The organism is Nocardioides sp. Soil805 (assembly GCF_001429625.1).
Classification (GTDB): domain Bacteria; phylum Actinomycetota; class Actinomycetes; order Propionibacteriales; family Nocardioidaceae; genus Nocardioides.
The window spans coordinates 12,805-36,855 of sequence record NZ_LMSU01000002.1 but is presented as its reverse complement, the minus strand read 5'-3'; the positions used below and the strand labels follow the sequence as shown (position 1 = coordinate 36,855).

Annotated in this window: 20 protein-coding genes; 11 read left to right on the top strand and 9 right to left on the bottom strand. The window is 73.4% G+C overall.

What is annotated here, in order from left to right:
* Position 1 precedes the first annotated feature (1 nt).
* Positions 2–1,042 (bottom strand): sulfotransferase family protein, encoded by a 1,041-nt coding sequence (locus tag ASG94_RS10665; RefSeq protein ID WP_156411546.1) that lies wholly within the window; start codon positions 1,040–1,042, stop codon positions 2–4.
* Between the two features lie 10 nt (positions 1,043–1,052).
* Complete coding sequence (locus ASG94_RS10660; protein WP_056926461.1) at positions 1,053–2,417, bottom strand: GH1 family beta-glucosidase; 1,365 nt, start codon at positions 2,415–2,417, stop codon at positions 1,053–1,055.
* Between the two features lie 17 nt (positions 2,418–2,434).
* On the opposite strand from ASG94_RS10660, the gene ASG94_RS10655 reads away from it, so the two are divergent.
* Entirely contained in the window at positions 2,435–3,133 is a 699-nt protein-coding gene (locus ASG94_RS10655) for a pirin family protein (RefSeq protein WP_056926460.1), read from the top strand.
* A 125-nt stretch (positions 3,134–3,258) separates the two neighbouring features.
* Complete coding sequence (locus ASG94_RS10650) at positions 3,259–3,684, top strand: HIT family protein (RefSeq protein ID WP_056926459.1); 426 nt, start codon at positions 3,259–3,261, stop codon at positions 3,682–3,684.
* Positions 3,685–3,892: 208 nt separating this feature from the next.
* Here ASG94_RS10650 and ASG94_RS10645 read toward each other — a convergent pair whose 3' ends face one another.
* Together ASG94_RS10645 and ASG94_RS10640 are read right to left on the bottom strand one after the other, a co-directional pair.
* Entirely contained in the window at positions 3,893–4,798 is a 906-nt protein-coding gene (locus ASG94_RS10645) for a diacylglycerol/lipid kinase family protein (protein WP_056926458.1), read from the bottom strand.
* A complete protein-coding gene (locus ASG94_RS10640) occupies positions 4,795–6,378 on the bottom strand; it encodes an FAD-binding oxidoreductase (protein WP_235537232.1) in 1,584 nt (527 codons plus the stop codon). The genes ASG94_RS10645 and ASG94_RS10640 overlap by 4 nt, the downstream gene beginning before the upstream one ends.
* A 17-nt stretch (positions 6,379–6,395) precedes the next feature.
* Here ASG94_RS10640 and ASG94_RS10635 point away from each other — a divergent pair, with 17 nt between their 5' ends.
* Together ASG94_RS10635 and ASG94_RS10630 are read left to right on the top strand one after the other, a co-directional pair.
* Complete coding sequence (locus tag ASG94_RS10635; RefSeq protein WP_056926457.1) at positions 6,396–6,977, top strand: TetR/AcrR family transcriptional regulator; 582 nt, start codon at positions 6,396–6,398, stop codon at positions 6,975–6,977.
* Positions 6,974–8,509, top strand: a complete 1,536-nt coding sequence (locus ASG94_RS10630; RefSeq protein WP_056926456.1) for a glycerol-3-phosphate dehydrogenase/oxidase — start codon at positions 6,974–6,976, stop codon at positions 8,507–8,509. Before ASG94_RS10635 ends, ASG94_RS10630 begins: the two co-directional genes overlap by 4 nt.
* A gap of 74 nt (positions 8,510–8,583) precedes the next feature.
* Here the strand turns inward: ASG94_RS10630 and ASG94_RS10625 are convergent, their stop codons facing one another.
* Positions 8,584–10,023, bottom strand: a complete 1,440-nt coding sequence (locus ASG94_RS10625; protein ID WP_056926455.1) for an NAD-dependent succinate-semialdehyde dehydrogenase — start codon at positions 10,021–10,023, stop codon at positions 8,584–8,586.
* 385 nt (positions 10,024–10,408) lie between these two features.
* Between ASG94_RS10625 and ASG94_RS21705 the strand changes: the two genes are divergently transcribed.
* Together ASG94_RS21705 and ASG94_RS10620 are read left to right on the top strand one after the other, a co-directional pair.
* Complete coding sequence (locus tag ASG94_RS21705) at positions 10,409–10,552, top strand: hypothetical protein (protein WP_156411545.1); 144 nt, start codon at positions 10,409–10,411, stop codon at positions 10,550–10,552.
* A gap of 180 nt (positions 10,553–10,732) precedes the next feature.
* Positions 10,733–11,299 carry a YceI family protein gene (locus tag ASG94_RS10620; RefSeq protein WP_056926454.1) on the top strand — a complete coding sequence of 189 codons (567 nt, stop codon included), beginning with the start codon at positions 10,733–10,735 and terminating at the stop codon, positions 11,297–11,299.
* 196 nt (positions 11,300–11,495) lie between these two features.
* Here the strand turns inward: ASG94_RS10620 and ASG94_RS10615 are convergent, their stop codons facing one another.
* Complete coding sequence (locus tag ASG94_RS10615) at positions 11,496–13,253, bottom strand: DEAD/DEAH box helicase (RefSeq protein WP_056926453.1); 1,758 nt, start codon at positions 13,251–13,253, stop codon at positions 11,496–11,498.
* Between the two features lie 135 nt (positions 13,254–13,388).
* On the opposite strand from ASG94_RS10615, the gene ASG94_RS10610 reads away from it, so the two are divergent.
* From ASG94_RS10610 to ASG94_RS10600, 4 genes are all read left to right on the top strand, one after another.
* Positions 13,389–14,312 carry a GNAT family N-acetyltransferase gene (locus ASG94_RS10610; protein ID WP_056926452.1) on the top strand — a complete coding sequence of 308 codons (924 nt, stop codon included), beginning with the start codon at positions 13,389–13,391 and terminating at the stop codon, positions 14,310–14,312.
* 160 nt (positions 14,313–14,472) lie between these two features.
* Entirely contained in the window at positions 14,473–15,591 is a 1,119-nt protein-coding gene (locus ASG94_RS10605) for a glycosyltransferase (RefSeq protein WP_056926451.1), read from the top strand.
* A 4-nt stretch (positions 15,592–15,595) separates the two neighbouring features.
* Complete coding sequence (locus ASG94_RS21700) at positions 15,596–15,751, top strand: hypothetical protein (protein ID WP_156411544.1); 156 nt, start codon at positions 15,596–15,598, stop codon at positions 15,749–15,751.
* Positions 15,751–16,389 (top strand): sortase, encoded by a 639-nt coding sequence (locus ASG94_RS10600; RefSeq protein ID WP_056926450.1) that lies wholly within the window; start codon positions 15,751–15,753, stop codon positions 16,387–16,389. The genes ASG94_RS21700 and ASG94_RS10600 overlap by 1 nt, the downstream gene beginning before the upstream one ends.
* Here ASG94_RS10600 and ASG94_RS10595 read toward each other — a convergent pair.
* Positions 16,361–17,446 carry a glycoside hydrolase family 26 protein gene (locus ASG94_RS10595; RefSeq protein WP_056926449.1) on the bottom strand — a complete coding sequence of 362 codons (1,086 nt, stop codon included), beginning with the start codon at positions 17,444–17,446 and terminating at the stop codon, positions 16,361–16,363. The genes ASG94_RS10600 and ASG94_RS10595 overlap by 29 nt on opposite strands.
* Before the next feature lie 231 nt (positions 17,447–17,677).
* Between ASG94_RS10595 and ASG94_RS10590 the strand changes: the two genes are divergently transcribed.
* Entirely contained in the window at positions 17,678–18,388 is a 711-nt protein-coding gene (locus tag ASG94_RS10590) for a response regulator transcription factor (protein ID WP_056926448.1), read from the top strand.
* Positions 18,389–18,628: 240 nt separating this feature from the next.
* On the opposite strand, the gene ASG94_RS22550 is transcribed toward ASG94_RS10590, so the two are convergent.
* Both ASG94_RS22550 and ASG94_RS10580 read right to left on the bottom strand, forming a co-directional pair.
* Positions 18,629–21,703, bottom strand: a complete 3,075-nt coding sequence (locus tag ASG94_RS22550; protein WP_056926447.1) for an FtsX-like permease family protein — start codon at positions 21,701–21,703, stop codon at positions 18,629–18,631.
* Entirely contained in the window at positions 21,700–24,039 is a 2,340-nt protein-coding gene (locus tag ASG94_RS10580; RefSeq protein ID WP_056926446.1) for a hypothetical protein, read from the bottom strand. Before ASG94_RS10580 ends, ASG94_RS22550 begins: the two co-directional genes overlap by 4 nt.
* Positions 24,040–24,051 lie beyond the last annotated feature (12 nt).

Below are 24,051 nucleotides of genomic sequence, written 5' to 3'. Positions count from 1 at the left end.
CTCAGCGCTCCCGGCGCAGGGCCTTGCGGAGGCCGCGGCGGGCGCCCTCCGGCACGATCGCGCGCACCGAGTGCGGCACCCGGTCGGCGACGCTGCGGGTGCCCTCGGCCGGGCCGGCCTGCGCCGGGCGGCGGGCCTCGGCTGCGGCCGTACGCCGCTGGGCCAGGGTCGTGGAGTGCGCGAACGCCTCGGCGTCGGCGTACATCTCGCCGTAGGCCACCCGGAGCTGGTCGCTGGCCTCGTGGGCCTTGGCGGTGTCGCCGCCCTCGTCGGCGAGGCCGTCGAGCACCTCCCACGTCTCCTGGGCGAGCTCGCGGAGCGCGACGGGCACCTGCACGTCGTCCCAGGTCAGCGTGACCCGGCGCAGCGAGGGGTCGATGAACTTGTGGACCTGCGCGATGTCGTTGGCCATCGCGGTCTTGACCGCGTGCAGGTCGAAGGCCTCGCCGATCGCGAAGACGGGCTGGGTCCAGTCGGCGAGCAGGTCGGCGTACCGGACGAAGCGACGCTGCTCGCCGCGGGTCGCGCGCTCGGTGTGCAGCATCATGTTGACCCAGGCGGCCGTGCGGGTGACGTCGCCCTGGCGCTGGTCGTAGTACTGCTTCTTGCTGCCGACCACCTCGGTCACCGGCCGCAGCATGGTGATGTACGACGACGTGGCGTCGCAGCGGTCGGCGCACGCGCGCCACAGCCCGAGGAACCATGCGGCACGCGGGTCCTTGACGACCAGCTCGTCATGCTCGGCGAGCTGCGACTCCAGCCAGGCGGTGACCCGCTCGCGGGTGGCGTGGTCACCGCTGAGCCGGCCGGCGTCCAGCCACGCCCGTGGGCGGGCGTCGGAGACCTGGACGTTGCTGCGGGCGAGGAGCTCGGTGTGCAGGTCGACGACCCACTGCGGCTCGCCGAAGCCCTTGGGGTTGGTGGCGTCGGCGGCGACCTCGGGCTGCGGCACGTGCAGCCCCAGCGTCTGGAGGGTGCCGCTCATCGTGCTGGTGCCGCTGCGGCCCGACCCGACCACGTACACGACCCGGCGACTCGACATGCGTCGCACCCTATCGGGGAGCGGACCCGCTCCCGGGCTGGGCGGCGATCGCGTCGGCGTACCACTGGAAGGAACGCTTGGGCGTGCGCTCCAGGGTGTCGTAGTCGACGTGCACGAGGCCGAAGCGCTGGGTGAGCCCCTCGGCCCACTCGAAGTTGTCCATCAGCGACCAGCAGTAGTAGCCGCGCACGTCGACACCCCGCTCGATCGCCTCGGCGACCGCGGTCAGGTGGGCGTGCAGGTAGTCGATGCGCGGCTGGTCGTCGACGACGCCGTCCTCGTCGGGGCCCATGTTGTAGGCGCACCCCGACTCGGTGATCACGATCGGCGGCAGCGCGGCGCGGTAGCGGGCGCGGAAGATGATCAGCCACTCGCGCAGCGCGTCCGGCACGACCGGCCAGCCGAGGTCGGTCGTCGGGTAGCCGACGACGTCACGCAGCTCGAAGGGCATGTCCGCGTCCTCGGGCGCCGCGGCGATCTTCATCGGGTTGTAGTAGTTGACGCCGTAGAAGTCGAGCGGCTGCCGGATGGTCGCCATGTCGCCCGGCTCGGCCAACCCGTCGAGCAGCGGGGCCAGGTCGACCGGGTAGCGGCCGAGCAGCATCGGCTCGAGGAACATCCCGTTCCACAGGCCGTCGTAGATCTTGCTGGCCCCCACGTCGGCGTCGTCGTCGGAGGCCGGCCACACGGGCGCGTGGTTGTTGGCGCAGCCGATGCTCTGCGCCCCGTGCCGCCGCAGCTCGATGGCCGCGCGACCGTGCCCGAGCAGCATGTGGTGCGAGGCCCACAGCGCGTCGAACATCAGGGTCCGCCCGGGGGCGTGGATGCCCAGGCCGTAGCCGAGCAGCGAGGCCACGTTGGGCTCGTTGACCGGGACCCAGTGCGCGACCCGGTCGACGAAGCGCTCGCCGACCACGGCGGCGTACTCGGCGAACAGGTCGACGGTCTCGCGGTTGAGCCAGCCGCCGTCGTCCTCGAGGGCCTGCGGCAGGTCCCAGTGGTAGAGCGTGACCATCGGCTCGATGCCGTGGGCGACGAGGGTGTCGAGGAGCCGTTCGTAGAACGCGAGGCCCTCCTCGTTGACCGTGCGGCCGTCGGGCATGATCCGCGACCACGACAGCGAGAGCCGGTAGCCGGGCGCGCCGAGGCGCTCCATCAGCGCGACGTCCTCCTCGAACCGGTGGAAGTGGTCGCAGGCGACCGTCCCGCTGGAACCGTCGGCGACGCGTCCGGGCTCGGCGCAGAAGGTGTCCCAGATGCTGGGGCCGCGGCCGCCCTCGGTGGCCCCGCCCTCGATCTGGTACGCCGCCGTGCTGGTACCGAACCGAAAACCCGGGGGCAGGAGGGGGAAGGACCCGGGCGGATCACTCGTCACGTTGCGAAGATATCGGCATGGCCGTGACCCTGTACGCCGGATCCACGAGGTTCTCCACCCACGAGGCGGACCGCGTGACGCGGCACTCCTTCTCGTTCGGCCCGCACTACGACCCGGCCCTGCTCGGCTTCGGCCCGCTGGTGTGCCACAACGACGACCTGCTCCAGCCCGGCGGCGGCTATCCCGACCATCCGCACAGCGACCTCGAGATCGTCACCTGGGTGCTGTCCGGGGTGCTGCTGCACACCGACTCCACCGGTCACACCTCCCCGATCGGCCCCGGCTCGGTGCAGGCGATGAGCGCCGGGTCGGGCATCCGGCACGCCGAGGTGGCCGACCCCGCCTCGGGTCCGACGCGCTTCGTGCAGTCGTGGGTGCGCCCCGACTCACCCGGTGGCGCGCCGGTGCACCACGAGCGGGCGGTGGACCTCGCCGTCTCCGGCCTGGTGCCGGTCGCGGGGGCGGGCGGCCTCCCGATACGTACGGCGGGCGCGGCCCTGCGGGTGGCCCGCCTCGCTCCCGGTGAGACCGTCGCGCTCCCCGATGCGCCCCGGCTGCACGTCTTCGCCGCCACCGGCGCCGTCCAGCTCGCCGCGGGCCCACGCCTGTCCGAGGGCGACGCGGCCCAGGTCGTCGACGAGCCCGGGCGGACCGTCACCGCGCTCGACCACACCGACCTGCTGGTCTGGTCCTTCCGCCGACCGGGCGCTTCCTGACACCTGACACCCGCCGACCGGGCGCTTCCTGACACCTGACACCCGCCGATCGGGCACTTCCTGACACCAGACTCCCGCCGACGGGATGATGCTCGAGAGCATCCATCGCCCATCACGGAGGAACGATGAGCACGGACCCCACCGACCGCTGCCTGTTCTGTGCCGTCGCGACCGGCGACGTCCCCGCTCACACGGTGTTCGAGGACGAGCACACCCTGGCCTTCCTGGACATCAACCCAGCAGCTGACGGGCACACGCTCGTCATCCCGAAGGCCCACGCCGACGACCTCCTCGACGTGGACGCCGACACGGCGTCCACGGTCATGCGAAGCGTGAGGACGGTGGCTCGCATCATCGATCGGGCTCTGGCCCCCGACGGACTGACCGTCATGCAGGCCAACCGGCGTGCCGGCTGGCAGGACGTCTTCCACCTGCACGTGCACGTGGTGCCGCGGCACGACGGCGACGCCCTCACGCCACCGTGGACTCCTCAGTCAGTCGAGCCGGAGTCCTTGAGCGCCGTGGCCACACGACTTCGTGGGATGGCCTGACCGCCGCAACCCTCCGGCGTACTGCACGAAACGGGGGAGGTCTACGCGATCCACGCGCACGAAACGGGGGAGGTCGGCGGGTCCGAAGTGTCAGGAAGTGCCCGGTCGGCGGGTCCGAAGTGCCAGGAAGTGCCCGGTCGGCGGGTCCGAAGTGCCAGGAAGTGCCCGGTCGGCGCAATCTACGCGCACGAAAGTGCCCTCTCGGTGGTCAGGCGAGGACGGTGAGCGCGCCGGGGACCACGGCCACCTCGGCGGGCGGCGCGGAGAGCGGAGGCAGTACGCCGAGCGGCTCACCGTCCCCGCCGACCGGCACGGGCACCCGCGCATCCGCCGACAGCTCGACGCGCGCCCCGGTGAGCACGGTGACCTCGGGCAGGGCGACGTGCCGGCCGTCGTACACCTTCGGGAACGACCGGATCAGCGCCCGCTTGGACGCCGCCCCGACCACGACCACGTCGAGCAGACCGTCCTCGAGCCGCGCGGCCGGCGCGATCGCCATCCCCTGGCCGTAGTACCGCGAGTTGGCCACCACGACGGTCGCGGCGTCGTACTCGCCGACCACGCCGTCGACCACGACGCGGTAGCGCGCCGGCCGGTACGCCGCGAGGGCGCGCACCGCGGCGCACGGGTACTGCACCGGGCCGGGCAGGCCGCGGAGCCGGTCCACGAGCTCGGCGGCCCGGGCGTCGACGCCTGCGTAGACCGAGCCGGCGACCACGCGCGAGCACCCGGCGACCGACCAGGAGACCAGGTCGACACGGCGCGTCGACCCGGCGAGCAGCACGTCGGCTTGCGCGAGAGGGTCGTCGGGCAGCCCGAGCATCCGGGCGAAGTCGTTGCCCCGGCCCGCCGGCACGATCCCCAGCGTCCCGCCGAGCCGCGCCACCTCGCCGGCCAGTGAGGACAGCATGCCGTCGCCGCCCACGGAGACCACCACGTCACCGCGGCCGACGGCCGCCGCGACCAGGTCGTGGATGGCCTGCGGGCCGGGCGAGTACGTCACCTCGACCGTCGCCCCCGCGTCGCGCAGGCGGCGGGCCACCGGGACCACGGCTCCCGGGGCCGCCCCGCCGCCGGAGGCGGGATTGACGAGGAAGGAGAAGGAGGTGCTCACGGGATGAGCACCCCGGGGTTGAGCACGCCGGTGGGGTCGAGCGACTCCTTGACCGCCCGCAGCACCTGCACCCCGACCGGGCCGATCTCCCGCGCCAGCCACGGCTTGTGGTCGGTGCCGACCGCGTGGTGGTGGGTGATCGTCGCACCGGCCGCGATCATCGCGTCGCTGGCCGCGACCTTCGCGGCCGCCCACCGGGCCAGCGGGTCCTCGCCCTGGCGGGCGGCGACCGTGAAGTAGAGCGAGCAGCCCGTCTCGTAGACGTGGGACACGTGGCACAGCACCAGCGCCCCCTCCCCGAGCGAGCCGACCAGCGCGTCGCGGACCGCGTCGTACAGCCGCTGCCGGTTCGACCAGAAGGTCGCCGTCTCCAGGGTCTCGACCAGCACCCCGACGTCGAGCAGCGAGTCCCGGAGGTACGGCGCGTGGAAGCGGCCGTGCGCCCACGCCCGGCCCGGCTCCTCCCCCAGGTCGGTCCCACCGAGGCCGGTGAGGACGGCGGCGACGGCGGCACGCTTGGCCGCGACCGCGTCGGGCTCGCCCTCGTGGCCCACGACCATGAGGCAGCCCGCGTCGCCGCCGGCCCCGATCGAGTCGGGGTCGGCGAGGTTGATCGCGGTCTCGTTCTCGTCGGAGAGTCGGATGACGGTGGGCAGCAGGCCGGCCTGCGCGAGGGTCCGCATCGCGTCGGAGCCGGCGGCGAAGGACGGCCAGCGCCAGCCGTCGTACACCTTCACGGCGGGCAGCCGGCGCACCCGGACGGTCACCGACGTGATGACGCCGAGGGTTCCCTCGGAGCCCAGCACGAGCTGGCGCAGGTCGGGGCCGGCAGCGTTGGCCGGGGCCGAGCCGAGGGTGAGCACTCCCGACGGAGTCACGACGGTGAGACCGACGACGAGCGAGTCGAAGCGGCCGTAGCCCGCGCTCGACTGGCCGCTGGACCGGGTCGCGGCGAAGCCCCCGATCGAGGCGTACTCGAACGACTGCGGGAAGTGGCCGAGCGTCAGCCCGTGCGCGGCGAGCAGCTCCTCGGCCTGCGGTCCGCGCAGTCCGGGCTCGAGCGTCGCGGTCATCGACTCGCGGTCGACGGCGACCAGGCGGTCCAGCCGGACGAGGTCGAGGCTGACGACCCCGGCGAAGCCCCCCCGCCTCGCGACCAGCCCCCCCGTGACCGACGTACCGCCCCCGAAGGGCACGACCGCCAGACGGTGCTCGACGGCGACGGCCAGCAGCGCCTCGACCTCTCCCTGGTCGGCAGGGCGGACGACGACGTCCGGGGCGTCGGTGAGGTCGCCGGCGCGGGCCCGCAACAGGTCGGGCGTCGACTTGCCGCGGGTGTGCAGGGCCCGGACGGCGGGGTCCGTGAGCACGTGGTCGGCACCCACGACCGCACGGAGCCGGTCGAGGAGGTCCTCGTCGAAGGCGGACGGGGCGAGGGACGAGGCGGTGTCGGCGGCGGCCGCGCCGGCTGCGTCGGCGAGGGGTCCGAAGGCCAGCTCGACGAGTCCGCGGGCCGCGTCGGGCAGGGCCGTCGCGGCGGCCGGGTCTCCCCAGCGCAGCGGGTGCATCTCGGGCGTCATGCGTTACACTGTGACACATGACGTCACTTCGTCACAACAACCCTCCAGAGCGCACCGTGCCGCAGGACGCCTACCTCGACGCGGCCCGGGCCTGCATCCTCGACGTCGGCTGGCGGCGCACGACGCTCACCGAGGTCGCCCGCCGGGCCGGCGTCTCCCGGATGACGATCTACCGCACCTGGCCCGACATGGGCCGGCTGCTCGGGGACCTGATGACGCGCGAGTGGGTCGGGATCGTCACCGCGAGCGACCCCGACCTCGACATCGCCGACCGGATGCTCGCCACGGTCCGCGCCCTGCGCGACAACGAGCTCTTCGTCCGGATCGTCGAGCTCGACCCGGAGCTGCTCCTGCCCTACCTGCTGCACCGCCGCGGCCGCTCCCAGGACCTGATCCTCGACCTGATCGAGGACGCCGTGCGCGCGGGGCAGGCCGGCGGCACCATCCGTGACGGCCGTCCGGCCGTGATCGCCCGCTCGCTGGTGCTGGCCGCCCACGGCTTCGTGCTCAGCGGGCACACGATGGTCGACGACGAGGTGAGCGAGGAGGACCTATACGCCGAGGCGCGGGAGGTCATCGCGAGGGTGCTGGCCCCATGACCCGCATCCGCGCCGGCCTCGACGACCTGCCCGACCACGTCGACGTGGTCGTCGTGGGGCTGGGGATCACCGGTGCCGGCGTCGCCCTCGACGCGGCCACCCGCGGGCTGGGCGTTCTGGCGCTCGACGCCCACGACCTCGCGTTCGGCACGTCGCGGTGGTCGTCCAAGCTCGTCCACGGCGGGCTGCGCTACCTCGCGCACGGCCAGGTCGGCGTGGCCCACGAGAGCGCGGTCGAGCGCGGCATCCTCATGGAGGTCACGGCCCCCCACCTGACCCGCCCGCTGCCGATGCTCACCCCCCTGATGTCGAGCGTCTCGCGCCGCCAGACCTGGCTCACCCGGCTCGGCCTGCGCGCCGGCGACGCGCTGCGGATCTCCGCCCACACCGGCGCCGAGACGCTGCCGGGCCCGCGCCGGGTGTCGGCCACCGAGGCGCTGCGGATGGCGCCGGCCCTGCGCCGCGACGGCCTGCGCGGCGGACTGCTCTCCTGGGAAGGCCAGCTCGAGGACGACGCCCGCCTGGTGACGACCGTGGCGCGCACCGCGGCGTCGTACGGCGCGCACGTCCGCACCCGCGCCCGGGTCACCGCCGCCACGGGCACCCGGGTCGACCTGCGTGACGAGCTCACCGGGGCCACCCGGGCGGTCACTGCCGGTGCGGTCGTCAACGCGACCGGCGTGTGGGCCGGCGACCTGGCCGCCGACCTCACGCTGCGGCCCAGCCGCGGCACCCACCTGGTCCTGCGCGCCGAGACCCTGCCCGGCCTCACGGTCGCGGTCACCGCCCCGATCCCCGGGGAGACCAGCCGCTTCGTGCTCGTGCTGCCCCAACCGGACGGCACGGTCTACGTGGGCCTCACCGACGAGCCCGTGGACGGCCCGCTGCCCGCCGTGCCGGAGCCCTCCGAGGCCGAGATCGGCTTCCTGCTCGACGTGGTCGGGGCGGCGTTCGCCCGACCGCTGCGTCGCGACGACGTGGTCGGCGCCTTCGCCGGCCTGCGCCCGCTCCTCGACGCCGGACCGGGCCGCACCTCCGACCTCTCCCGCGAGCACGCGGTCCTCACCGGGCCCACCGGCCTGGTCACCGTGGTCGGCGGCAAGCTCACGACGTACCGCCGGATGGCCCAGGACGCCGTCGACGCCGCGATCGCCCACGCCGGCCTGACCGCCGGCCCCTGCGTCACGGCGACCACGCCGCTGCTCGGCGCGGCTCCCCGCGACGAGCTGGCCCGCCTCGAGCTGCCGAGCCGACTGGTACGCCGGTACGGCACCGACGCCGCCCTCGTGCTGGCCACCGCGCGACGGACCGGGCTGGGCGACGCCGAGCTCCTCGCCCCGGCCTCCGACCGGGTGCAGGTCACGCTGGCCGAGTTCCTCTTCGGGGTGACCCACGAGGGCGCGGTGGACGTCGACGACCTGCTGGAGCGGCGTACCCGCGTCGGGCTCGTCCCCGCCGACCGTGCCGTCGCCGAGCCGCTGGCCCGCCGGGCCCTCGAGCTCGCCTCCCGGCTGGGCGCCCTGCTGGGGTAGTCCGTGACGATCGGACCGCGGATCCGGCGATCCAGGGGTCCGTTCGTCACGGACTACCCCGGGAAGACGAAAAGTCAGCCCGCCGGCAGCGCGACGTACGCCGTGTCGAGGTACTCCTCGATGCCCTCGAAGCCGCCCTCGCGCCCGAAGCCGCTCTCCTTGACCCCGCCGAACGGTGCGGCCGGGTTGGAGACCAGCCCGGTGTTGATGCCGATCATCCCGGACTGCAACGACTCCTGGAGCCGCATGACCCGGGCGAGGTCCTTGGTCCAGGCATAGGCGACAAGGCCGTACGGCGTGGCGTTGGCCGCGGCGACCGCGTCCTCCTCGCTGGTGAAGGTGGTGATCGGGGCGACCGGGCCGAAGACCTCGACGGAGTTGATCTGCGCCTCCGCGGGCACGTCGGTGAGCACGGTCGGCGGGTAGAAGTGCCCGGGCCCGCCGGGCGCGGTGCCGCCGGTGACGACCGTGGCACCGTCGTGCACGGCGTCGGTGACGAGCTGGCTCACCGATTCGACGGCGTCGGAGTCGATGAGCGGCCCGACCTGGGTCCCGTCGTCCTGACCGCGACCCACGGTCATCGCACCCATCTTCTCGGCCAGGGCGGTGGCGAACGCGTCGGCCACGTCGGCGTGCACGAGGAAGCGGTTGGCGGCGGTGCAGGCCTCGCCCATGTTGCGCATCTTGGCGATCATCGCGCCGGCCACGGCCGCGTCGACGTCGGCGTCCTCGAAGACGACGAAGGGCGCGTTGCCGCCGAGCTCCATCGAGACGCGCTGGAGGTGGTCGGCGGACTGGCGGACCAGGATCTTGCCGACCTCGGTGGAGCCGGTGAAGCTCACCTTGCGCAGCCGGTCGTCGCCCATGAGCGCGGAGACGACGGTGGCCGCGTCGCTGGTGGGCACGACGTTGACCACGCCCGCCGGGACTCCGACCTCGCGCAGGAGGTCGGCGAGCTTGAGCATCGTGAGCGGCGTCTGCTCGGCGGGCTTGACCACCACCGTGCACCCGGCGGCCAGCGCCGGACCGATCTTGCGGCTGCCCATCGCGAGCGGGAAGTTCCACGGCGTGACGAACAGGCAGGGCCCGACGGGCCGTTTGAGGGTGAGCAGCCGGCTCTTGCCGTCGGGGGCGCTCATGAACCGGCCGTGGATGCGCACCGCCTCCTCGGCGAACCAGCGGAAGAACTCCGCGCCGTAGGCCACCTCGCCGGCCGCCTCGGCCAGCGGCTTGCCCATCTCGAGGCTGATGGTCCGCGCGAAGTCGTCGGTGCGCTCGATGATCAGCTCGTACGCCGCGCGCAACACCTCGCCGCGCTCGCGCGGGGCCGTCGCCGCCCACGCCGCCTGGGCGGCCACGGCGGCGTCGAGGGCGTCCGCGGCGTCCACCTCGCCCGCGTCGGCGACCCGGGCGAGGACCGAGCCGTCGGCGGGGTCCTCCACCTCGAACCGGCGGCCGTCGTTGGCCTCGCGCCACTCTCCGTCGATGAACAACAACTCGGGCTGATCGCTCATGAATTCATCGTGCCAGACGCCACGGTCACGCCCCGGGCGGCCGCGTCCGGTCTGGACCGCGGGGCCCCGGGGACCACCCGGTCCTGACCAGTTCGAGGATCTGGAGAAGTTCGGGACACCCGCCCGTGGGGGTGAGACAGTTCTGCCCGCGAGCCCCTTGCTGACCCCATGCAGCAAGGGGCTCGCGCACCCCAGGCCCCGTGCGCCCCGGCCCGCCGGTCGGACTCGCCGAGCACGCCCTCCCGAGCGCGGTGGAGGAGAAGCTCGCACGCTGCGCCTCGACGCGCCGTACAGGTGGGGCGCCCGAGCCGATTTCGGCGTTGTCTTGGCGACTGGGTGGAGGTGGTCTACTCTTGGTGAACAGAAAGTGAACGGGAGGTGTCACATGAGCGACCACACGACGACTGCACCGCAGCGCGACGGTCTCGTCTGCCAGTGGGTCCAGGTGACCGACGGGTCGGGGCGCACCCGCATGGAGGCACGCTGGGCCTCGCCGCACGTCGCAGCGCTCGCGCCGCACGCCGCCTGAGTCACGTCCGACTCCACTCCGGAGCCACCCGCCCCTCGGGGCCGGTGGCTCCTTGTCGTGCCCACACAGCCGGCCGCGCGCCGGGTCCGTCGTACGGACGCATCCGGGTGGGAATGAAACGGACTGCGGTACGGTTACGGTAGTTGAATCCTCTACCACCTACCTGCACCGGGAGACACCATGACCGACTTCGACACCCCCACCACCGCCATCGCCGACATCACCGGCGACTACACCATCGACCCCTCGCACAGCACGCTCGGCTTCGTGGCCCGCCACGCGATGGTCACCAAGGTCCGCGGCCAGTTCAACGGCTTCGAGGGCACCGCCCACGTCGACGCCACCGACCCGTCGCAGTCCCGCGTCGACCTGACCATCGACGTCGCCACCGTCGACACGCGCAGCGCCGACCGCGACGGCCACCTCAAGTCCGGCGACTTCTTCGACGCCGAGACCTACCCGAACATCCGCTTCGTCTCCACCGACGTGAAGCGCGACGGCTCCGAGTGGGCCGTCACTGGCGACCTGACCATCAAGGACGTCACCAAGTCGGTCACCATCCCCTTCGAGGAGACCGGCTCCGCCCAGGACCCCTTCGGCAACGTGCGCGTCGGCTTCGAGGGTGCGACCACGGTCAACCGCAAGGACTTCGGCCTCACCTGGAACGCCGCGCTCGAGACCGGCGGCGTCCTCGTCTCCGAGAAGATCAAGCTCGAGTTCGACATCTCGGCGATCAAGTCCGCCTGACGCCACCCGGCGTACCCGGCACGAACAGCTCGAGCCGGTGCCCCGCACACCACGTGCGGGTCGCCGGCTCGCTGCATGTCCGGGGGGTCGCCGGCCGGCCACTATGTCGGCGAGTCGGCCACCGTGTGACCGTTGCAACGGTCACACGGTGACAGAGTCCCCGGCTGGGCGGGGACTCCGCCGCAGGGCCGGGCCCTCAGCCCTTGTGACGCGGCTTCCGCGGCGAGGAGTCGTCCGAGCGCGGGGCGCGGGAGTCGGCACGCCGCGAGGGCGGGCCACCGTCGAGGCGGATCTCGATGAGCTTGCCCGAGATCCGGGTGCCGGAGAGCTTGTCCAGGGTGCCGGCGGGCAGCTCGCGGGGCAGCTCGACGAGGGAGAAGTCCGGGCGGATGTCGATGTGCCCGAAGTCCCCGCGGGACAGGCCGCCCTCGTTAGCGAGCGCGCCCACGATCTGGCGCGGCTCGACCTTGTGGCGCTTGCCGACCGCGATCCGGTACGACGCCATGTCGACGTCGGTGCGCCCGCGCGGGCGACGCTCGGGCTTGCGGCCACCGCCCCGCTCGGGACGCTGCTCGCGGGTGTCGAAGGAGCGCTGGACCGGCTCGGACGCCGGGTCGAGCACCAGCGGCTGGTCGCCGTGCATCACCGCGGCCAGGGCGGCGGCGACGTCGGCCTCGGGCACGTCGTGCTCGTTGACGTAGTGGGCCACCACGTCGCGGAAGAAGTCGAGCTTCTCGCTGCCGAGCGCCTCGGTGATCGAGTCGTCGAAGCGCGAGAGGCGCGTCGAGTTGATGTCCTCGATCGTCGGGATCGACATCTGCGTCAGCGGCTGGCGGGTCGCCTTCTCGATCGCGCGGAGCAGGTGCTTCTCACGCGGCGTCACGAAGGCGATCGAGTCGCCCTTGCGCCCGGCGCGGCCGGTGCGACCGATGCGGTGCACGTAGGACTCGGTGTCGGTGGGGATGTCGTAGTTGATGACGTGGCTGATCCGCTCCACGTCGAGACCACGGGCGGCGACGTCGGTGGCCACCAGGATGTCGAGCTTGCCGGACTTGAGCTGGTTGACGGTGCGCTCGCGCTGGACCTGCGGCACGTCGCCGTTGATGGCCATCGCGGAGAAGCCGCGGGCGCGGAGCTTCTCGGCGAGCAGCTCGGTCTCGTTCTTGGTGCGGACGAAGACGATCATCCCCTCGAAGTTCTCGACCTCGAGGATGCGGGTGAGCGCGTCGACCTTCTGCGGGTAGGAGCAGATGAGGTAGCGCTGGGTGATGCTGGCCGAGGTGGTGGTCTTGTTCTTGACCGTGATCTCGACCGGGTCCTCGAGGTACTTCTTGGAGATCCGGCGGATCTGCGCCGGCATGGTCGCCGAGAAGAGCGCGACGTGCTTGTCGTCGGGGGTGTCGGCCAGGATCGTCTCGACGTCCTCGGCGAAGCCCATCTTGAGCATCTCGTCGGCCTCGTCGAGCACGAGGAAGCGCAGCTGCGAGAGGTCGAGGGTGCCCTTCTCGAGGTGGTCCATGATCCGGCCGGGCGTGCCGACGACGACGTGGACGCCGCGACGCAGGGCCGAGAGCTGGACGCCGTACCCCTGGCCGCCGTAGATCGGCAGGACGTGCACGCCCTTCATGTGGGCGGCGTACTTCTCGAACGCCTCGGAGACCTGGAGCGCGAGCTCGCGGGTCGGCGCCAGGACGAGGGCCTGGGGCGTCTTCTGCGACAGGTCGAGCTGGGACAGGATCGGCAGCGCGAAGGCCGCCGTCTTGCCCGTGCCGGTCTGGGCGAGGCCCACCACGTGCCGCCCCTGGAGAAGCGGCGGGATGGTCTGGGCCTGGATCGCGGAGGGCGTCTCGTAGCCCACGTCCGACAGCGCCTTGAGCACTGCAGGCGCGAGGCCGAGATCGGCGAAGGTCTGCTGCGCGTCGTCGGAAGGGGCGGGGGAAGTGTCGTCAACCACCCGTCAACGGTAGTGGCTAGCGCAACGGGGGCGGGATTCGTCGTCGCGGCGACGTTGGTCACGTGGTCCCGGGTCGCCGCGGGCGGTCGGATATTCACGCGACGAGCGGCCGGTCCCGGCGCCACCATGGGGGGCATGACCAGCACCGACAACGCCCCGGCCCTGCCCGCCGGCCTCACCACCCGTCCGCTGACGCGCGGCGACTCCGGCGCCGTCTTCGCGCTCATGGCCGCCCAGGAGCTCGAGGACCTCGGGTCGGTGGAGATCGAGGAGGCCGACCTGGTCTCCGACTGGGCCCGACCCAGCCACGACCTGGCCGCACGGTCGGTCGCGGTCCTCGACGGCGACCTGATGGTCGGCTACGCCGAGCTCTCCGGCGTCGACCGCGCCGACACCTCCGTGCTGCCCTCCCACCGCGGGCGAGGCATCGGGACCTGGCTGGCCTGGTGGCTGCGCGACCTGGGTCGCCGGCTGGGCTCGCCGGTCGTCGGCATGCCCGTCCCCGAGGGCGGTCCGGGCGACCGCCTGCTGACGGAGCTCGGCTACGAGGTGCGGTGGACCAGCTGGGTCCTCCAGCTGCCGGCCGGCACCGAGATCGCCGAGCGCGACCTGCCGGAGGGGTACGCCGTCCGCACGGCCACCGAGGGCGACCTGCGGGCCGCGCACGACGTCCTCGAGGACGCGTTCCTCGAGTGGTCCGTGCGGGAGCGGGAGTCCTTCGAGGACTTCCACGCCGCGCTGGTCGGCCGCCCCGGCTTCGAGCCGTGGAACCTGCGCGTCGTGGCCGACGACTCCGGCGCGGTCGTCGGCGTCGCCCTCATCCACGTGTCCGCGGAGGGCGAGGTCGCCTACGTGGGCCGGCTCGCCGTACGCCGCGACCAGCGCGGGCGAGGGCTGGCGCAGGTGCTCCTCGTGGACGCCTTCCGCCTGGCCCGCGCGCACGGCGCGACGGTCTCCGAGCTCAGCACCGACTCCCGCACCGGCGCACTCGGCCTCTACGAGAAGGTCGGGATGCGGCCGACGAGCACCTGGGTCAACCGGGCCCTGCGACTCGCCTGAGACGGCCCGTGACAGCACAGCGTCCGCATGTCAGGGTGACCCAGGTCACGACGACCGGATAACGGTCAAGGGCGCGTCAAGAACGCGCCAAGTTGTTCAAGATTTCAACCAGATTGCGTGAAAACGCATTCCTTTCCCGCTTTTGGATCGATCACATTGTGTGACGACCACAGGCACGACCCCACCCACCGCGCTCCGCGGTGCCTCGACCAGGGGCACCGTCCGGCCCGCGGGACCTCTCGTCGCGCTCCTGCCCGCCCACGACGAGGAGGCCTCGCTGGGCGCGGCGCTCGACTCGCTGCGCGACCAGACCCGGCCGCCTGACCGCATCGTGGTCGTGGCCGACAACTGCACCGACCGCACCGTCGAGATCGCCCGGGCGCGCGGCGTCGAGGTCCACGAGACCGTCGGCAACAGCCACAAGAAGGCCGGCGCCCTCAACCAGGTGCTCGACCTGCTGCTGCCGACCCTGGGCGACCACGCCCAGGTCCTGGTCATGGACGCCGACTGCACCCTCGACCGCGAGTTCCTCGCCGTCGCCCGCGCCAACCTGCGCGAGGGTGGCCTCGGCGGCTGCGGCGGCACGTTCCGCGGCGGCCCCGGAGGCGGTCTCGTGGGCACGTTCCAGCGCAACGAGTACGCGCGGTACGAGCGCGACGTACGCCGGCTGCGCGGCAAGGCCCTGGTGCTCACCGGCACGGCCTCGGTCTTCCCGGTCAGCGTGCTGCGCGACGTCGTGGCGGCCCGCCGTGACGGTCGCCTGCCCGACCGGTCGGGCGCCGGCTCGGTATACGACCTGCGCGTCCTGACCGAGGACAACGAGCTGTCGCTGGCCCTGCTGCACCTCGGCTACGACATCCTCGCGCCGGCCGCGTGCACCCTTGAGACCGAGGTGATGCCGACCTGGCGCGACCTCGCCGACCAGCGGCTGCGCTGGAAGCGCGGCGCGATCGAGAACCTCGTCGACTACGGCTGGACCCCGGTCACCCGGCGCTACTGGGGACGACAGCTCCTCAGCTTCCTCGGCGTCCTCGCCACGCTCCTGTACGTCGGCAGCCTGGTCGCGGCCATCGGCATCGGCTTCGCGATCCAGCCCTTCTGGCTCGCCCTGACCGGCGTCTTCGCCCTCGAGCGGGTGGTCACCGTGCGCTCGCGCGGCGTGCGCCAGATGGCCCTCGCCGCCCCGGTGGTCATCGAGTTCGTGTTCGACATCTTCTTGCAGGCCGTCCAGGCCCGCGCATTCGCCCAGGCCTTCCTGGGCACCGAGAGAAAGTGGTGAAGAGATGTACAACAACGGTGCAGCAGGCGGGGGAACCCTCGCCGTCACCGGCATGGGCGCCTCGATCTGGTTCGACGCCATGTGGATGTTCCTCGCCGGGTTCGCGATCCTCGCGGCCCTGATGGCGGTGGGACGGATCATGCCCAGGCGTCACGGCTGATGGTCCGTCGGTTCGTCGCCGTCGTCGTGCTCCTCGGCCTCGTGGCCGGGGGCGTCGCCCTGCGTCTGGGGTACGACGACTGGCGCACCGACCGCACCCAGGAGGGGCTCCAGCAGGAGCTCTCCCTGGGTACGGCGCCGCGACCGGTCGTCCGCAAGGACGTGCCGGTCCCGGTGGCCAGCCGGTCGGCGTACAAGAAGCCCTTCGCCGAGCTGCGGATCCCGCGGTTCGGCGAGGACTGGGAGTGGGCCGTCGTCGAGGGCACCGACGCCCCGGCGCTCGAGCTCGGTCCCGGTCACTACCCGGGCACGCCGATGCCGGGCGAGGAGGGCAACGCGGCCATCGCCGCCCATCGCGCCGGCCACGGCGACCCCTTCATCGACTTCGACCTGCTGCGCCGCGGCGACCCGGTCGAGATCACCCAGGGCGACACGACCTGGGTCTACCGGATCGTGCGGGAGCCGTGGATGGTCGCCGCCGACGCCCACCACGTGCTCGACCCGCTGCCGGGACGCAAGCTCACCCTGACCACCTGCTGGCCGAAGTACGGCTCCTCCAAGCGGCTGATCGCCGTCGCCGAGCTCGACGACGTGCGCGTCGACGATCGGGTCAGCGCAGCGCCCGTCGCATCGCCCTGAGCGAGCCGCGGGACGACTCGATGCGCCAGTCCCGCTCCTTGGCCTCGTTGAACCACACGACGGTGTCGATGCGGGGGAAGGCGCGGGCGCTCATCATGTCCGTGATCCAGCGCGCCTTGCTGCGCCGGTGGTCGCGCGGGGCGCCGTCCTGGCGTCGGGGCTCCTTCGAGCCGACCTCGCAGATCCACACCGGCGCGGTGGGGTGCAGCCGGGTCAGCCGCTGGTACTGCTTCTTGAACACGGCCGTGAAGGAGCGCCACTCGCCCCACAGCGAGTCCTTGCCCCAGTTGAAGCCGTCCAGGCCGAGCACGTCGACGTACCCGGCGCCCGGCCAGATGTCGCCGACCCGCGTGGTCTCGGCGTAGGTGTCGACGGTGGGGTTGAAGACCCACTTGAGGTTGTCGACCCCGGCGGCGCGGAGGTGGTCGACGACGTGGCGCCAGGCGGCGACGAACTCGGTCGGCGTGCCGCCGTACGCCTTGCCGCCGTCGCGGGTCGGCTGGAAGGACTGCCAGTCGCCGTTCATCTCCGGCCACGGGCGGACGTAGACGTCGTACGGGTAGGCAAGCGCCGCCTCGGCGATCTGGTCGAGGTAGGCGTCGTGGTCCCCGCGGCTCCACTCGACGAAGCGCGTCTCGCCCATGTCCCACGACAGCAGCACGTCGCGGGTGCCGCCGCGGCTGTGCGCGAGCTCGGGGGCCGCCGGGAAGACGTCGCCGTAGCCCCAGTAGTACGAGGCGACCGCGATGTCGGTGCGCAGCTCGCGGCCCAGGGCGTCGAGGCGGGCGGGCTCCAGGGTCATCCCCTCGACCCAGGCGCCGAGGCGCACGTGCCGCTGCAGGGGGTCGCGCGCCTTGGCGGCGTGGGCGCCGGTGACGGTGAAGATCGCGGACGCCAGGACGAGAGCGACCGCGACGAGCACGATCACCCGGGTGCCGGCACGGCGCGGCGTACGGCGGTCGCGGGCGGTCGCTGGCGAGGTCGTGCGCGCCGAGGCTGCGGGGTCACGGTCGGGTGCGAGGGTGGGGGGCTCGGAGGCCCCGGCCGCTGCCAGCATGGTGCTCCCGTTCGTGATCGTTCGCGGTTACCCAGAGGGGTGGGGTGGTGCCGGCGATGATGTCAACGAATCGTCAACATGGTGACAGTTTTGCCATATCTGGTTTGGCAGCCGTAACAACCCCTCCACGGCCTCGTCTCTCCTCTAGCAAGGACGCACGTTCCACAGCACAGTTGGCCCGACCGGTCAGGATGTGACCTCAGAGAGACTTCCGGGGGGAAGAAAAAGAACATGGAGCACCGCTCTGCCGTGGTCGTCGACGACGACCCGGCCACCAGGGACGCCATCGGCGACATCGTCGGGCGTGCCGGCTTCGAGGTCTCGACCGCGTCGCGCGGCGGGACCGTCCTGGCCCACCTCGACGAGCTGCAGCCCGACCTCGTGGTCCTGGAGCTGTCCCTGCCCGACATCGACGGGCTCGAGGTCTGCCGGCGCATCCGCTCCGCGAGCGACTGCTACATCATGTTCGTCAGCGAGCGGCAGGACGAGATCGACCTGCTGCTGGGCCTCGAGGCAGGCGCCGACGACTTCATGGGCAAGCCGGTCTCGCCCCGCGAGCTGCAGGCGCGGATCGCCGCGATGTTCCGCCGCCCCCGCTCCTCCTCCGCCGCGCCGCGGCCCCCGATCCCGAGCCACGACGGCCGCATCGAGGGTGGAGGTGGTCTGGTCCTCGACCGGCACGCGCGCGACGTCGAGGTCAACGGCAAGCCCGTCGAGCTGACCCGCACGGAGTTCGACCTCCTCACGGCGCTGGCGACCCGACCGGGCGTGGTGATGCGGCGCAACGACCTGCTCCGCGAGGTCTGGGAGACCGACCACGCCGCCGACACCCACCTCGTCGACGTGCACGTCGCCAACGTGCGCCGCAAGCTGCGCGAGCACGGCGAGGCCCGCTGGATCCGTACCGTGCGCGGGGTCGGCTTCCGCTTCGACGCGGCCTGACCCTCGCCGGGGCCGCTGGGTCTCTGGCACCCACCCCTCCAGAGTGGCGGCGGACCGCACCAGATCGGGCGATCGCTCGCAATGTGCCGCCACCCGTGGCTGACCCGGCGGTCGTCGCTCCACAGGTGTCACGAAGCGCCCGCTCGGCGGGCCCCAGGTGTCAGGAAGTGCCTGCTCGGCAGGCGCCAGGTGTCAGCAAGTGCCCGGTCGGCAGCCGCCCAGGTGTCAGGAAGCGCCCGCTCAGCGGGCGCTCTCACGCAGAGTCGAGCCCCGGGCCCCCCGGACGGTGATCGAGGCGCTGACGAACGCCGCGATTCCGAGGACCACCGCGGCGATGGCGGCGAGCACCACGAGCCGCAGCGGCGAGATCTCGGCGACGAGGCGGGGCGTGGAGAGGTCCTCGACGTAGCCCAGCGTGATGGTGCGCAGCACGACGTACTGCGCCAGCGACCCGGCCAGGATCCCGGCCACGGCGGCCCCGCCCAGCACCACGAGGAACTCGCGGGCGACGGCCGACATGACGGCTCCGCGGGGTACGCCGACGACGCGCAGGGCGGCCGCGTCCCGGCGCCGGGCCGGGAGCTGCACCGCCGTGGAGACGAAGAGGCCGGCGAGCGCCATGAGCAGCACCAGGGCGGCCACCACGGCGTAGAGCCGCAGCGCGAGGGCGTACGCACTCTGGTCGAGGACCCGCTGCTCGGCGGCCAGCGTCGTCTCCACCGTCAGCCCGGACTCCTCGAGGGCGTCGCGGACCTCCGCCGGCGCCCCGTCACGCATCAGCACGCGGGTCTGGAAGAGGTTGTCGTAGACGGGGCGGTCGTTGACGAACGACGCGAAGTCGACCAGCAGGCCGGTCGGGCCGACGAACGGCAGCCCCTCGGCGGTGCCGCGCGGCTCCACACCGATGACGCCGGACCCGTCCAGGCCCTCGATAGCCTCGTCGGAGACGTCGACGCCGCGGACCGCGGGACGCTTCAGCGTGATCCCGCCCGAGGTGAGGCGGGCCATCCCGACTCCCCCGTCCGTGTCGAGCTGCAGGTCGATGGTGCCGTCCTCGGTGCTGAGGCCGGCGACCGAGCTCGGCGCCTGCGAGTCGGGGGCCGCGACCCACCCGGCACCCTCGATCGCCCCCTCGACGGGAGTCCCGTCGACGGCGACCTCCACGACGCGGGCGGTGCCGTCCATCTCCATGGTGGTGCCGGCGCCGCCGCCGAGGGTGATCCCCTCGAGCGGACAGGCCGTCGCACAGGTCCGCGGCAGCCGCTCCGAGAGCGTGTGCTCGCCCCGCGGGAACGGTCCCACGTAGACGCGTTCGGGGGTGCCGCCGACCGAGCCCAGCCGCACCTCGACGGCGAGCGGGCTCGAGGTCATGGCCCGGTTGTCGATGGTGAGCGAGAGCCGGCGACCGACCAGGCTCGGCACGGCACCCGCGGTCTCGATGCTGGCGGCGACCTCCTCGACGGTGCGCCCCGGCGTCCAGGTGGGCGGCCAGACGGCGATGGAGGCCAGCCGGTCGGCGTCGACGACGGAGAAGTTGGCGCCCGGGTTCTGGACCTCGGCGGCCGTCATCACCCACTCGCCGTCGGGGTCGATGCGCCGGGTCAGGTCACGGGTGTCGCGCAGGGAGAGCGGCGAGGTCCAGGTGACCTCGCCGGGCGAGGCCGTCGCGGCCACGCTGGCGCGCCAGGTGGCGGCCGAGTCGTAGACCCCGGCGCCGAAGACCGCCACCGCGATGGCGGCAGTGACCGGCAGGATCACCAGGGTGCCCTCCTGGCGGCGCGAGATCGCCCGCGTGGACACGAAGCTGCCGAGCGAGCGCGAGTGCTGGCCGCGTCGCGTCCACCAGGTCGCCAGCCAGGCGGTGGCCCGGGTGGCGGCCAGCCCGGCGACGATCGCCAGCAGCACCGGGAGCACCAGGTCGGTGGCGTCCGGGTCGCCCGCGGTGCCCGAGGCCAGCTTGGACACCAGGACGGCGAGGGCCAGCGCGACCAGGGCCAGCTGGGCCACGACCGACCAGCGGCGCGAGGACTGCGGACGCCGTACGCCGGAGAGCTGGGAGGCGAGCGTGTCGCGCACGACCAGTCCCACGGCCACGCAGGCGACCGCGACCGCGGCGAGCATCACCAGGCCGGCGGCGGCCCAGCTCACCCACGGCACGGGGACGGGCAGGTCCTCGACCAGCCAGGCCCGGGTGAGGCTGTAGCCCATCCCCAGGCCGAGCGCCGCCCCGATCGGGGCGGAGACGGCGAGGACCACGAGCGGCTCCGAGAGCCCCAGGACCCACAGCTTGCGCGAGGAGACCCCCCGCAGCGAGGCGAGCGCGAGCTCGGGCACCCGGATCTCGCTGGCCGCCATCAGCAGGCGCATGAGGAGGGCCAGCGCGACGAGCACCAGGGACAGCACGGCGGGTGCGATCGACGCCCGGGCGGTGGCCTGCTGCTCGCGGACCTCGTCGCGCACGGCGCCGAGGTTGTTGACGTCGGGGACGCCGACCAGGACCCCGCCGGCGACCTCGGTGGTCTGGTCGAGGCGGGCGGCGGTCGCGGCGGCGGCGTCGAGGTCGTCGCGGGTGAGGTCGGCCGGTACGGCGAGCGGCGTGTCGACGCGCACGGTCCACTCCCCGGGACCCAGCGAGGCGACGGTGTCGGTCGTGGTGATGAGCGGGGCGGGCTGGTAAGGGGTGTAGCCCCCCTTGAGGCTGGACTGCTCGTTGGTGGTGGTGAGCAGGGTCGGCTGCGCCCAGACGTCGTCGGACTGCGGGGTGGTGTAGGTGCCGACGACCAGGACCTCGTCGAGCGGGGGGCGCGGGTAGCGGCCCTCGATCTCCGGCGGCTCGAAGATCGGCAGCTCGAGGGGCTCGCCCACCACCGCGCCGGTCTTCTCCGCGTCCGTGTTGAGCATCAGCACCTCGCCGGGCGCGCTCGGGCATCGACCGGTGACCTCGAGGCCGCCGCAGACGTGCTCGCGCGCCCAGAACCGCGTCACACCGCGCAGCGCGCTGTACTGCGCGGAGACGAGCGTGGTCGTCGACTCGCCCCACGGCCCCCCGTCCAGAGCGGCGGACTCCTCCACCGCGAGGTCGCGGGCGGCCTGCGGGTCGAGCTGGGACTTCAGCTCCAGCACCCGGACCAGACCCGTGGACGCGGCCGGCGCCTCGCGGAGCCGGGTCACGACGTAGGAGTTGGTGACGGCCTCGGAGAAGATCGGGCCGAGGACGGCCGAGCCGACCGCCAGCGCGGTCAGCACGATCGAGCCGACGCTGAGCAGGGCGCGGGCGCGGAGGCCGCGCAGGACGGTGGCGAGGAGCTGGGTCATCGGCGCTCCTCGTCGCGCAGCAGGGAGGGACGCGTCGTGGCGTCGCGTACGGCGCGGGCGCGGCCGCCGACGACCAGCACGGCCGCCGCGGCCAGGAGCGCCGGGAGCACGAGCGCCGGGACCCGGGCGCCGGTGTCGAGGGGCTGCGCCGCCGCGCTGGGCGTGATGAGCGGCAGGCCGCCGAGCAGCAGCTGCACGGCCGCCCAGCCGCCGACGGTGACGGCGACCACGACCAGGAGGGCCAGGGCGGCGAGCTCGGCGCGACCGGCCCGCCGGGCGGTGCCGACCCCGATCCCCATCACCCGCAGGGCGGCGACGTCGTGGCGGTAGCTGCGCCGGTGCCGGGCGACCCCCGCCGCGAGCGCCAGCAGGGCGACCAGGACGCAGGCGACGGCGGTGAGGACATAGGCCCGCGCCTGCGCGGCCCCCACGTCCGTGCCGATGCCGTCGCGCAAGTCCTCGAGGGACTGCGCCGGCGACCCCGTGGCGGCGGCCACCTGCGCGAGCACGGCGTCGGGGGTGTCGGCGTCCGCCACGATGCGGACCTCCGTGCTGGGGACGGTCGGGCCCGACGCGACCGAGGCGGCCGCGAGGTCGGACAGCACCCCGACCCCCCCGACCAGCGGGAGGGTGTCGAACTCGCCCACCACCGCGGCCGGACGCTCCTGGCTGCCGAGGTCCAGCGGCGCGGGGTCGCCGGCGCCGGCGGACAGCACCCGCAGCGGCGCGGCTGCTGCGGTCAGCACGAGACCGGTCGGACCGTCCGGGAGCGCCGCGACCTCGAGCCCGTCGGGCCGGTTGGCCGTGACGCGCTGCAGCGGGTCGACGGCGTCGAGCCGGAACCGGTTGCTCTGGTTGGACTTGATGTTGCCCACGTCGGGCTGCCAGGCGAGGCGGGCCAGGTCCAGGTCGCCGACCTCGACGCTCTCGAGGAGCACCGTCATCGGTGTGGTGTCGAAGGTGAAGACGCCGGTGCGCTCACCGAAGAGCCGGGTCACCGCCATCCCGGTGAGCTGGCAGCCGTCCGCGCAGCCGCGCAGCCGGACGCTGCGCGTCACCCGGGCACCGGTGCGCTCGAGGGGCAGGTCGACCAGGGCGGAGCCGCGTGCGTCGTCGTTGCCCACGTACACGACCTCGAGGGTCACGCCGCGGCTGTCTCCGCTCCCCTTCGCCAGCGCCCGGGCCGACACGGTCAGCCGGTCGCCCCGCAGGGTCAGGTCGGGCAGGTCCGACGCCAGCTCCGGCACCGCGCGCGCGGCGTCCTCGACCGGGGTGCCGTCGTAGAAGTCGCCGACGACCGCGGCGAAGCGGGTGGCGTCGACGTACGCACGGCGCTCGGCGAGGCGGTCCAGGTTGGGCACCACGGCCGTGGCCATCAGGTGCTCGCCCTCCGGGTCCAGCTCGTGGGTCAGGGCCAGCGCCCCCAGCGCCCCGCCGGACACGTCCACCGAGGTCGGGCCCGCCGCGGCGACCCGCGACTCGGTGTCGGTCCAGTCGTCGACGGCCAGGGCCCCGGTCGTGGCCAGGATCGCCACCACCGCCGCCGCCACCACCAGGCGCAGCGGGGTGACCAGGTCGTCGGCGCGCGCGAGACGACGGGTGGCCAGGAAGGGCGCGATCCCGCGTCCGCCGGTGCTGACGGTCGACACCCGGGCGCCCAGGCGCAGCACCCAGATCGCCACCTGCCCGAACGCCAGTCCCACCAGGGCGGGCCCGAGGAGGACCAGCGCGTCCGGGTCCGCAGTGGCCACGGTCCGGGAGCGGTACGCCGCCACGGCGGCGCCGACGATGACCAGCACGCTGAGGAAGACCACCGTCGTGGTCGCCCGGCGGGGACGCTGACGGGTCGCCACCTGGACGGCCAGCGGCTCGCGGAGCGCGGCCGCGGAGGAGACGACGACGATCACCAGCCCGGCCACCGCGGTGGCCACGGCGGTGAGGACGGCCGCGCGGTCGAGGGGGTCGGCCGCGTCGTCGAGCCACAGGGAAGTCGACGCCACGGTCACCCCGGCGCCCAGCGCGAGGCCCAGGACGGTGCCGACGGCGACGGCACCGAGCGGCTCGAGGAGCAGGAAGCGCCACAGCCGCGGCCCGTGGATCCCGCGCAGGCGGGCCAGGCCGATCTCCTCGCGGCGGGCGGTCGCGAGCTCGGCGCCGATGCTCGGCACGGCCACGGCCCCGAGCAGCAGCAGCGGCGCCGCCAGCAGCCGGGAGGTGCCGGCGGCGGCCGCGAAGCCGAGCACGCCCACGGCGCCCCCGACCACCACGGTGGTCATCGCCACCAGAGTCGCGAGGGCCCCGCGGCGGCTCCAGGCCCCGCGCAGGAAGCGGGTCATGCCTGCACCTTC

Coding starts and splice junctions, on each gene's coding strand:
- ASG94_RS21705 (WP_156411545.1), top strand. CDS start 10,409: ATGAGCGACCACACGACGACTGCACCGCAGCGCGACGGTCTCGTCTGC.
- ASG94_RS10590 (WP_056926448.1), top strand. CDS start 17,678: ATGGAGCACCGCTCTGCCGTGGTCGTCGACGACGACCCGGCCACCAGG.
- ASG94_RS10620 (WP_056926454.1), top strand. CDS start 10,733: ATGACCGACTTCGACACCCCCACCACCGCCATCGCCGACATCACCGGC.
- ASG94_RS10580 (WP_056926446.1), bottom strand. CDS start 24,039: ATGACCCGCTTCCTGCGCGGGGCCTGGAGCCGCCGCGGGGCCCTCGCG.
- ASG94_RS10625 (WP_056926455.1), bottom strand. CDS start 10,023: ATGAGCGATCAGCCCGAGTTGTTGTTCATCGACGGAGAGTGGCGCGAG.
- ASG94_RS21700 (WP_156411544.1), top strand. CDS start 15,596: ATGTACAACAACGGTGCAGCAGGCGGGGGAACCCTCGCCGTCACCGGC.
- ASG94_RS10665 (WP_156411546.1), bottom strand. CDS start 1,042: ATGTCGAGTCGCCGGGTCGTGTACGTGGTCGGGTCGGGCCGCAGCGGC.
- ASG94_RS10610 (WP_056926452.1), top strand. CDS start 13,389: ATGACCAGCACCGACAACGCCCCGGCCCTGCCCGCCGGCCTCACCACC.
- ASG94_RS10600 (WP_056926450.1), top strand. CDS start 15,751: ATGGTCCGTCGGTTCGTCGCCGTCGTCGTGCTCCTCGGCCTCGTGGCC.
- ASG94_RS22550 (WP_056926447.1), bottom strand. CDS start 21,703: ATGACCCAGCTCCTCGCCACCGTCCTGCGCGGCCTCCGCGCCCGCGCC.
- ASG94_RS10595 (WP_056926449.1), bottom strand. CDS start 17,446: ATGCTGGCAGCGGCCGGGGCCTCCGAGCCCCCCACCCTCGCACCCGAC.
- ASG94_RS10650 (WP_056926459.1), top strand. CDS start 3,259: ATGAGCACGGACCCCACCGACCGCTGCCTGTTCTGTGCCGTCGCGACC.
- ASG94_RS10630 (WP_056926456.1), top strand. CDS start 6,974: ATGACCCGCATCCGCGCCGGCCTCGACGACCTGCCCGACCACGTCGAC.
- ASG94_RS10655 (WP_056926460.1), top strand. CDS start 2,435: ATGGCCGTGACCCTGTACGCCGGATCCACGAGGTTCTCCACCCACGAG.
- ASG94_RS10640 (WP_235537232.1), bottom strand. CDS start 6,378: ATGACGCCCGAGATGCACCCGCTGCGCTGGGGAGACCCGGCCGCCGCG.
- ASG94_RS10635 (WP_056926457.1), top strand. CDS start 6,396: ATGACGTCACTTCGTCACAACAACCCTCCAGAGCGCACCGTGCCGCAG.